The sequence below is a fragment of the Xanthomarina spongicola genome, assembly GCF_003148645.1.
In the GTDB taxonomy this organism is placed as follows: Bacteria; Bacteroidota; Bacteroidia; order Flavobacteriales; family Flavobacteriaceae; genus Xanthomarina; species Xanthomarina spongicola.
Genome location: NZ_QGGP01000008.1, coordinates 42,178 through 52,747 on the forward strand (window position 1 = coordinate 42,178; position 10,570 = coordinate 52,747).

At 34.5% G+C, this 10,570-nt stretch carries 5 protein-coding genes; 3 read left to right on the top strand and 2 right to left on the bottom strand.

Annotated features, from left to right (window positions below; all coding sequences use genetic code 11):
• Positions 1–13: 13 nt before the first annotated feature.
• The gene (locus LX78_RS13075) at positions 14–835 is read right to left on the bottom strand and encodes a glucosaminidase domain-containing protein (RefSeq protein WP_109683214.1); all 822 of its coding nucleotides are present in this window, start codon (positions 833–835) and stop codon (positions 14–16) included.
• 6 nt (positions 836–841) lie between these two features.
• Positions 842–1,732 (bottom strand): 1-aminocyclopropane-1-carboxylate deaminase/D-cysteine desulfhydrase, encoded by an 891-nt coding sequence (locus LX78_RS13080; RefSeq protein WP_109683216.1) that lies wholly within the window; start codon positions 1,730–1,732, stop codon positions 842–844.
• A gap of 147 nt (positions 1,733–1,879) precedes the next feature.
• Here LX78_RS13080 and LX78_RS13085 point away from each other — a divergent pair, with 147 nt between their 5' ends.
• From LX78_RS13085 to LX78_RS13095, 3 genes are all read left to right on the top strand, one after another.
• Positions 1,880–6,292, top strand: coding sequence for a T9SS sorting signal type C domain-containing protein (locus LX78_RS13085; RefSeq protein WP_109683217.1), 4,413 nt, complete (start codon positions 1,880–1,882; stop codon positions 6,290–6,292).
• 293 nt (positions 6,293–6,585) lie between these two features.
• On the top strand, positions 6,586–10,152 hold the full coding sequence (locus tag LX78_RS13090) for a T9SS type A sorting domain-containing protein (protein WP_109683219.1): 3,567 nt from the start codon (positions 6,586–6,588) through the stop codon (positions 10,150–10,152).
• 68 nt (positions 10,153–10,220) lie between these two features.
• Complete coding sequence (locus LX78_RS13095; RefSeq protein ID WP_109683221.1) at positions 10,221–10,430, top strand: hypothetical protein; 210 nt, start codon at positions 10,221–10,223, stop codon at positions 10,428–10,430.
• The last annotated feature ends 140 nt before the right edge of the window (positions 10,431–10,570 follow it).

Consider the following 10,570-nt stretch of genomic DNA (forward strand, 5'->3'; position numbering starts at 1 on the left):
TAATCTATTCTTATTAATTAGATTTTACTATTAAGACATTTCCAATAGTTAAATCGTTACTTGTTAGGTTATTTATTTCTTTTAATTCTTCAACGGTAGTATTATATCTTTTGGATAAGGAGTATAAAGTATCTCCTTTAGCTATTAGATGTGTATCTTGCGCTTTAACAGTTGTTTTTCTAGTTTTTTTGTCTCCTAAAACTTCATCATCATAGGTGTATAATTGATAACGCTCTATCAAACTTATTAACTTATCTGGATATTTTCTATCTGTTGCATATCCTGCTGCTCGTAACTCTTTTGCCCAAGATTGATAATCGTCTATATCTAATTGAAATAACTTGTAATAACGAGATCTACCTGTTAAAAATAACGAATGATCTCGGTAAGAATATTTAGCATCATTATATTTTCTAAAACACTCTTGAGAGGCATCATCATCATGATAAATTTTAGCTCCTGTCCATCCATGACATTTTATTCCAAAATGATTATTAGCTTCAACAGCTAATCGACCTTTCCCAGAACCTGATTCTAAAATACCTTGTGCTAATGTAATACTGGCAGGAATATGATATAAACGCATTTCTTCTTGAGCAATTGGCCCAAAAATGGCAATATAATCTTCAATCGAACTAGGCACTCTTTTAGGAGTTTCTTCAACAACAATTACCTCCACAGTTTCTTCTTTTGGAGATACTGGTTTCGTTCTAGTATCTTTAACTACACGTTCAGTTCTTGCTTTGTTTTTAGAACGTTTTGAACTTGTTTTTTTACTCGTACCACAACTTAATACAAAAGCACTTAAAACAAAAAGCACTATAAATTTTCTCATTAATTTTTAATTAATTATTGGATATTCTTTTCTTATTAATTTAGCATTCATACCTTCAATACCTTGCAATCCACCTGTGTGTATTGCCAGAATTTTAGATCCTTTTGGAAAATAACCTTGTTTCATTAAATCGTATATTCCAAACATCATTTTTCCAGTATACACAGGATCTAAAGGAATGTTATTTGTTACTTTAAACCAATTAATAAAACTTATTAATTCGGTATTTATTTTAGCATAACCACCAAAATGATAGTCTTTAATTAATTCCCAATTTGATTTATTTGCAAACTTACTAATTTCTTCTCGCAAAAAGTCACCTTTTAAAGCTGGAAAACCAAGAATTTTTTGTTTAGAATGACTAGAATTAATAAGCCCACTAATTGTACCTCCTGTACCAACAGAGCAACAAATAAAATCAAATGTTTTATCTGCTTTTGTTAAAATTTCTTCGCATCCTTTTACAGCAAAATTATTAGTACCACCTTCTGGAATTAAATAAAAATCGCCATGCTTAGATTTTAAACCCTCAATAAATGTTTCAGACGTTTTTTCTCGATAAGATTCTCTAGAAATAAAGTAAAATTCCATGCCTTGCTGCTTAGCAAAAGTTAATGTTGGATTCTTAGAGATTTTATCAGCTAATTCGTCTCCTCTAATAACCCCAATAGTTTTAAATCCAAACTCTTTTCCAGCTGCAGCTACTGCTGCAATATGATTAGAAAAAGCACCTCCAAAAGTCAACAAAATTGACTTATCTAACTTTTCTGCTTCAAGAAGATTGTACTTTAATTTTCGGTATTTGTTTCCAGAAATAAACGGGTGATTTAAATAATCTGGTTTTAAATAGACATTCTTAGTAACACAAATATTTCGTTGGTCTATTATTTCTATCATTTTAACGAATTTAGAATCAGATATTTATAAAGCTTACAAAATTATGATATTTTTATTGCTTAAGTAAATTTTAAGAATTTTAATAACAATCTTTCTCTCATTATGATATTAGTTATAAAATATTCATTTTACTTTAATTTAATTTAAATGACATTTCAAGAACAAAAATTAAACATTTCATATATCAAAAAGGATACAAGAATATTTAGAATGCAAAATTTTAGAATCTTATTCATATTAATTTTTGGGTTTATATTTACTAATACTTTTAGTCAAACAGAATTACTTTCACCAGCTCTTGGTGGTGGATTTGATGTAGGGCCTAGTCTTATTGAAAACGGATGGAGAGTAACTTTTCCTCCAACAAGTACCACTAGAAATCAATGGGTTTCTGGTATTGGAGCAGTACCTGGATTTGATGGTCGTGCTTCAGCTTATATTACTAATAATGCTCGTTTTCCTGTACCTCCTCACAAATATACTGCTAGTCCAGCACGTGCTTCACATATATATAGAGACTTTTCTGTCCCTGCTGGTGAGACAGAAATTACTGTAGATTTTAAATGGATTTGTCAAGGTGAAAACGGATTAGATGTAATGAAAATTTGGGTGGTTCCTAATACATATCAACCAACATACGGAACAGCAATAACCCCATCCTTTGACAGGGTTCAGATAGGAGGAAATTACAATGGAAGTAGCACCTGGACTACTTCTCCTACCTTATTAGTTCCACCAATTTATGCAGGAACAGTTTTTAGATTTGTCGTGGAATGGGTTAATAATACAAGTTCAGGATTTGACCCTCCTGCAGGTATCGATAGTGTTTCAATTTTTTCTAACACACCTCCACCTCCACCAAATGATGAACCTTGTACTGCAATTAACTTACCTGTAAATACAACTTGTACTTATTCAACATTTACTAACTATGGAGCAACAGACACAACTTATGGAGCTGGTCCATATTGTGGAAATTATGTTAGTGGAGATGTTTGGTTTACTACAACAGTCCCAGCAAGTGGCGGAATAATTATTGATACTCAAACTGGTGTTATGACAGATGGTGGTATGGCTATTTATACTGGTACTTGTGGTTCTTTAACTTTCGTTGAATGTGATGACAACGATAGTGCTAATGGGCTCATGCCTTATATTCTTAGAACCGACTTAACGCCTGGAGAAACCATATATATTAGGGTTTGGGAAAGTGGTTACGATAATAACGGTACGTTTGGTATCTGTGTAACGCCTTCTCCTCCTTCTCCTCCAAATGACGAATGCCCAAACGCAGTAGGTCTTACAGTAAATCCAGATTTAAATTGTACTGTAGTTACTCCTGGAACCACAGCTTATGCAACCCAGTCTCCACAACCTGATGATGTTGTAGGCACACCAGACAATGATGTTTGGTTCTATTTTGTTGCAACTAATACAAACCATCGCATTTCATTACTTGACATAGTCCCTGTAGTGGGTACAAGCATGAATCTAGCAGCTGGAGTTTACAATAGTCCTAGTGGAAATTGCTCTTCTTTAATATATGAAACTAGTAGTAATCCTGAAATATTCACAGTTGTCGGTCTAAATGTGGGAGACACCTATTATGTTAGAGTATATGGCAGAGGTTCTGGAAACACTTCAGCTCAAGCAAATTTTAATATTTGTATCAGTACACCTCCTCCACCTCCTCCTAATAATTTTTGCACAAACGCCATAGCGCTTCAAGTTTTACCAATATGCAACTATGAGATATATACAAATGCTGGTGCTTCTGCAACATCTGGAGTTCCTGCACCTGGATGTGCAAATTATCAAGGTGGCGATGTATGGTTTTATGCTGTCGTAGATGAAACTGGAGAAATTACAGTTGATACGCAAGATTTTGGTTTAGTTGATGGTGGAATGGCTTTATATTTAGGTAACGATTGTAATAGTTTAACCTTATTAGATTGCGATAGTAACAGTAGTGCTAATGGTACGATGCCTTCTATAACTAGTATTGGATTAACTCCAGGAGATGTGGTCTATATACGAGTATGGGAACGAGGAAATAATGCAAATGGTACATTTGGTATCTGTGTAACCTCACCAGCTCCAGAAGGCGTCACTCAAGTTGCTCTTGGTTGCCCAGGAGATAGCAGTGAAGATCTTTATGCCATTTATTCATGTACCGGATCTACAAGTCTTGGAAATGTACTAACCGGAATTTTACAATCAAGTACAGATCCTATTGCGCTACAACCTACAATCTTTATATCTAGTAGTGACCCTTGTTCTTTTGACCCTGTTAACACTGCAAATTATAATAGAATAAATTTTACAGTAAACACAACTGGTACTTATGTGTTTAGCATGGAATATCCTTCGCCATATTTTGATGCCATGGGCTATATTGTGGTAAACGATGGCAATTTTGTTCCTGGATCTTGTGCCACTGGAACTTGGATTGCAGGAGATGATGACGATGGCGCATCTTTAAACCCTTTAATTACAGCAAACTTAATTGAAGGTACACCCTATTCTTTAATAACAACAAAATTTGCTTTTACAAGCGAAACACATACTGGACCATTTACTTGGAATGTGTCAGGCCCTCCTGCCGATGTAGAATGGTATGCTAATGAAACTGGTGGCTCTCCTATTGGTACTGGTGCTGCCTTCAATCCTGTTGGAATCTCGGGTTCTGGATTACCAGATACAAATACCCCTGGTGTTTATACATTTTGGGTTAATTGCCCTGATAGTTCGTCTCCTAGAACACCAACAGAATTTACCATTGGTAAAATTTGGAGAGGATCGGTAAATACAGACTGGAATGAAATTAACAATTGGAAACCAAAAGGTAAACCTACAGATTTAGACTGTGTATATATAGATAATGTTGCAAATCAACCCATACTAAACTATCCTGGATTACCAACACCACCAAATCCAGCGTATGCAAAAAATTTAACTCTTAGTAGTAACACATCACTTGAATTATACTCAGGAACATCCATGACTGTAACCGATTGGATTGATATAGACAATACAGCTACCTTTCTTGTTCGTAATAATGCCAACTTAGTACAAGTAACTGATGTAGGCACCAACAATAATACTGGTAGAATTAACATGCAACGCTCTGTAGCTAGCGTTACTAATCTAGATTATATTTATTGGTCATCACCAGTAGAAAATTTTAATGTTACAAATATTTCACCTGGCTCTAACCCTAATTTCTTTTATAAGTGGATCCCAACGGTTTCTGGAAATGGGGTAGGCAATTATGGTGAATGGGTATTTACTAATGAGACCATGCAAATTGGAAAAGGATACATTATTCGTGGGCTTTCGGGTACAACACCAACACCTCCTGTTTCACTAACAACTACAGAATTTACTGGAAGACCTAACAATGGTATTATTTCGGTGCCAATACAAAGAGGTTCTTATTCTGGTGCTAATTACCCAGGAGCTGGTTCTTCTATGGCAACCGCTTTAGATGATAATTGGAATTTAATTGGTAACCCCTATCCTTCATCTATATCTGCTCGTGAATTTATTACTGTAAATGCTTCAGACCTTATAGATGATGCCAGCACTACAATTGCTGGAACAGTATATTTATGGAGACATTTAAGTGCTCCTAGTAGCTCTGTAGGCGACCCATTCTATGGAGACTTTGGTTATAATTACAATCCTAACGACTATATAAAATTTAATCATACAGGGTCTGCTCCTGCTGGATTTTCTGGATATATTGGTGCAGGTCAATCCTTCTTTGTATTAATGGATCATAACACACCTTCTACATCTGAATCTGTTATATTCAATAATACGATGCGAGATGAAACATACAGAAACGATCAATTCTACAGAACAGTTGAAGTTGAACGCCATCGTATTTGGCTGGATTTAATTGATTCTAACAACTTGGCTACTTCAATTTTAATAGGATATATTGAAGGTGCTACTAATAATCAAGACAGATTATTCGATGGTCATGACCTTAGCGATGCAAGCACACGTTTCTATTCACTTATAGATGAAGAAAAAATGGCTATCCAAGGTAAGGCTCTCCCTTTTGACAATAATGACGTTGTTCCTCTTGGAATAGAAATACCTGAGAACAACATGTATACTATAGGTATCAATACTATTGATGGACTTTTTGTATCACCAGACCAGAACATCTTTTTAGAAGACACTTACAATAATATCATTCATAATTTAAAAGTTGATCCTTATATTTTTACGTCAGAAAGTGGTGTATTTAACGACCGTTTTATTTTACGTTTCACAAATACATCTCTAAGTATTGAAGAAGAAATTTTAAATTCTCAATTAACAATCTCTGCTCCTAATGGTGAATATATTTATGTAACATCTAAAAACATTAACATTAAGTCTATTCTAATTTTTGATATGCTTGGAAGAGAGTTGATTAATAAATCAAAAATAAATACTTTAGAGGCTACATTTAACACCTCCAATTTCTCAGATGGCATCTACCTAGTAAAAGCAGTACTAGAAAATGGGAAACAAAAAACCCAAAAAGTGGTGTTAAAAAATTAAATTCAAAATATTTTTTATACCTAATAATTTTGTAAGGTTAGATATCAACTAATTCTTAAATAAGAAATATTACAGTATGAATGTAAGATGATTTATCTGCAAGAAATTAACGTCTATTCATATGAAAATCATGCATTTCATCGAAAAAATTATTATTTCTTTAACATTAATGAAAAATGTATATATATTTAAAGTCTTACCCCAATCTACTCTACAAACCTAAATTCCTAACTTCTTTTTGGTGTCCAAATCTCAAAAGTGTACCTAAGTTATTAACTAATTTTAATTAATTTATGAAAAAATCAAACAATTTATTTGGAAGGATGGCATTTTTGCTATTCTTAATGTTCTCACTTGCAGGTTATTCGCAGTCGTGTAATTACACACTGGAGATGAATGACTCTTGGGGTGATGGATGGAATGGCAACACCATGAGCGTCTATGTAAATGGTAACGCCGTGTTATCTGGAGTTACAATGTCTGGTTCTTCACAGAGCATGGCATTTGCTGTTAATGATGGAGATAATATTTCCACAACATGGCATGGAGGCGGATCTTATGGTTACGAAACCTCATACAGAATTCTGGACAGTAATAATCTTCAAGTGGGAGCTGGAGCTCAATCTAGTATTTCTAGTCTTACAGCTTCATGTGCAGCACCTTCTGGTTATTGTACACCTGTACCTGGAAGTTTTCAAGATACTCCTGGTATTACATCTATTACTGTAGGGGCTACTGTATACCCAATATCAATGCCTGCATATTATCAGGATCTAAGTGGAAATCCTCCTGTTGCTTTACAACAAGGGATAACTGCTAATGTAAGTCTTTCTTATGGTCATACTTATGGTTACAATACTTTTGTATGGATTGATTTTGGAGATGATTTAGTTTTTGATGCAGGAGATTTAGTTACTTCTGTTGATGCTAGTGGAAATTTAGATTTATCTTTCACTATGCCAGCTGGAGCTCCTCTTGGTGTTCACAGAATGCGTATACACGGTTCAGATTTTGGAAATGCAGGTGCCGATCCATGTGATAGTGGGAATTATATGACAGCTATAGATTTAGATATAGAGGTAATTGCACCTCTTTGTCAGCAAGCTACTATTGCAGGAACAGAAATTGTTCCAGATTGCGATAACCTTGTTCCAGGATACTATGTAGATGTAGATATTTCTTCAGGTGGCGATGCTCAATCTATTACAGATGGTACAAACACTTGGGTAATTAATGATCTTGGAGTTAATACGGTTGGTCCATTTGCTAATGGCTCTACTGTTAATTTAACAGTAGTACATGCAGATGCATCTTGCGATATTAATTTAGGATCGTTTGTTTACAACTGCCCTCCAGATAATAACGATTGTGATGGCGCTATTGCAGTAGGATGTGGTGAAACATATTCAGGTAATACGGAATTTGCAACTATAGATGACTTAGATTCATGTGCTGGTAATACATTTGGAAATAGACCAGGTGTTTGGCATACGGTTGTTGGTACTGGTGGAGACATCATTATAGACACTAACGATTCTAGTTTTGATACCAAATTAGCCTTATATTCTGGTTCTTGTGGTTCATTAATATGTTTAGATTCTGACGATGATGGTGGTGTTGGCACAAGATCTGAAATTACATTTAGCTCTAATGCTGGAGAGACTTATTATGTATATGTTACTGGATTCTTTGCTTCTAGTGTTGGTCCATATAATCTAACTGTAGATTGTGTTTGCGATGTAGAAATTAGTAGTGGCAACTGTCAATCTGTTTACAATAGTAGCTTTGCTCCTTTAGCAAGTACGGAGTTAACAGCAACTGGACTATTTGGTGCTGGAGGTTTCACATATGCGTGGAGTGATGGACAAACAGGAGCAACTATTTCTGTAAATCCTACAGAAGATACAGTTTACCAAGTAACTGCAACAGATGCTGCAGGATGTACTTCAACTGCAATGACAACTGTTTTAGTTGTTGATGTTAGCTGCTCTAATGGAAATGGAAACCAAGATAAAGTAACGGTATGCCACAACGGTGAAGAAATTTGTATTTCACCTAATGCGGTTCAAGCACACTTAAATCATGGTGATACTATTGGATCTTGTGATGGACCTGCTGTATCTTGTGATACACCTCCATTATGTGATTCTTTATTAAAAGTTCCTTCTCCAGGTGCTATAGATATCCCTACAACTATTGAAATTTCTTGGGGACAAGCAACTGGATTTGTAGTTGGTTATGTGTTATCTGTTGGAACGACTCCAGGAGGTACAGATGTAGTTGACAATTTAGATGTTGGATTAGATTTAAGTTACACGTTAAATGGATTAGATTTTAATTCAGTGTATTATGTAACTGTTGTACCTTATAATGCCAATGGTTCTGCTACAGGTTGTGATCAGTCTAATAGTTTTACAACTGTTCAATCTCCATGGGCTGCAGATTCAACTCCAATCAATTGCTCAACTGGCTCTATAACTGGTAATGTTTTAACAGATGGTTATATTAACGATTATTTAGCTTCTTGTACAGGAACAATCAATGATGCGGCTGGTGTATGGTATTCTTTTGAAGGTACAGGAGACGACATTATTGTTAGTACTTGTGGTACGCCATGGGATACTTATATATCTGTATTTGAAGGTGATGCTTCTTCTATTAGCTGTAATGGTTCAGATGATGATAATTTTGCTTGTTCAGGATTTGGTACATCATCAGAATACGAATTCACTTCAGTTGTAGGAACAACATATTATATTTTTGTAACATCTTTTTCAAGCTTTACAAATGTTGGTTCTGGAGATTTCACGTTATCATTAACGTGTATGGCACCACCACCACCACCACAAGCTTGTGTTTTTGCTGAGTCTATTTCTTGTGGAGATACTGTAACAGATACAACTGTTGGTTTTGACGTAAATGATTTTGATAGTTGCGATTTTGTTTCAATAAACACAGCTCCAGGTAGATTCTACAAAGTAGAAGGCACAGGAGGTGATATGATTGCTAGTCTGTGTGGCTCTTCATACGACACTAAATTAGCCGTATTTTCTGGTAACTGTAGTGGATTAGTTTGTGTTGATGCAAATGATGATTTTTGTGGTACAAGTTCTCAAGTTACATTTGCATCGCAAGCTGGAACCATATACTATATTTATGTAACAGGTTGGTCAAGTAATGCAGGTCAATTTACATTAAATGTTTCTTGTCCATTACCTCCAGAGCCTCTAGGTGGAGAAGTAGTTTGTGGAACAGTATTAACACAAGAATACTGTTATGGAAATAATGAATCATCAAGCATATTGTACACGTCTTCTAATGGGTCTCCATTAACTCTAGAGTTTAACTCTGGAATAATTGAAGCTTCAACGTATGATTTCTTAACCATTTATGACGGAGTTGATGCATCTGGAACAATCGTTTATCAAAACGGTACTTCCTATGGTTATAATTTATCAGGTGATACTGCTACAGCACCAAGTGGAAATATGTTTGTTACAATACAAACAGATGGTTCTGTAAGTTGTCAATCTGGTAGCTCATCGGCTACAACGTGGTATTTTAATGTTAATTGTGGCGTAGCTCCAATTGCAAATAATGGTGGCTTAGGAGAATGGACAATGTATCCAAACCCTGCATCAAACGGTGAAGTGGAATTAGATCTTACTAATTACTTAAACTCTGACCTTGAAATCCAAATGATGGACTTCTCTGGTAAGTTGTTAATTAACAAAGCAGAATCTAATTTACAAAACCCAAGATACAGAATGAACACTCAAAATGTGTCTAACGGTTTATACTTTGTACGTGTAGTAACAGAATCTGGTATATCAATTAAGAAATTAATTATTGCCAATTAGATTTTGAAATAAAAATCCTAAATAATCTTATTTAGATTATAAACGGATAACATTAATTAAGCTGGACAATGGAAACATTGTCCAGCTTTTTTTTATACAAAAAAAAGAATGATGCTATATTTTGGAATTATTTTAAGACTTCAAAAAACACAGGTACTAAAACTATAAGATTAGCATGTATTTTAAATGGTTTAACTCCATTTCATCAATCGAGTCCTAGACAGAAACAACTTCTTCAATTAATTGATTATCAATTTGAAAGCTCTATTCAACCATAAAATCAAGCATTTTATCGATTAGTTGATTTACATACCTATTTATTTGTAAAACTATAATATTTTTATGTTAATAAAATATCAATAATTTGTATTCCTAATAATTATATATCCCACATATTTTTATTATTTTACACCATTAT

Excerpts from the sequence above, each read along its gene's own strand:
- LX78_RS13095 (WP_109683221.1), top strand. The coding sequence starts at position 10,221 with ATGGAAACATTGTCCAGCTTTTTTTTATACAAAAAAAAGAATGATGCT.
- LX78_RS13080 (WP_109683216.1), bottom strand. The coding sequence starts at position 1,732 with ATGATAGAAATAATAGACCAACGAAATATTTGTGTTACTAAGAATGTC.
- LX78_RS13090 (WP_109683219.1), top strand. The coding sequence starts at position 6,586 with ATGAAAAAATCAAACAATTTATTTGGAAGGATGGCATTTTTGCTATTC.
- LX78_RS13075 (WP_109683214.1), bottom strand. The coding sequence starts at position 835 with ATGAGAAAATTTATAGTGCTTTTTGTTTTAAGTGCTTTTGTATTAAGT.
- LX78_RS13085 (WP_109683217.1), top strand. The coding sequence starts at position 1,880 with ATGACATTTCAAGAACAAAAATTAAACATTTCATATATCAAAAAGGAT.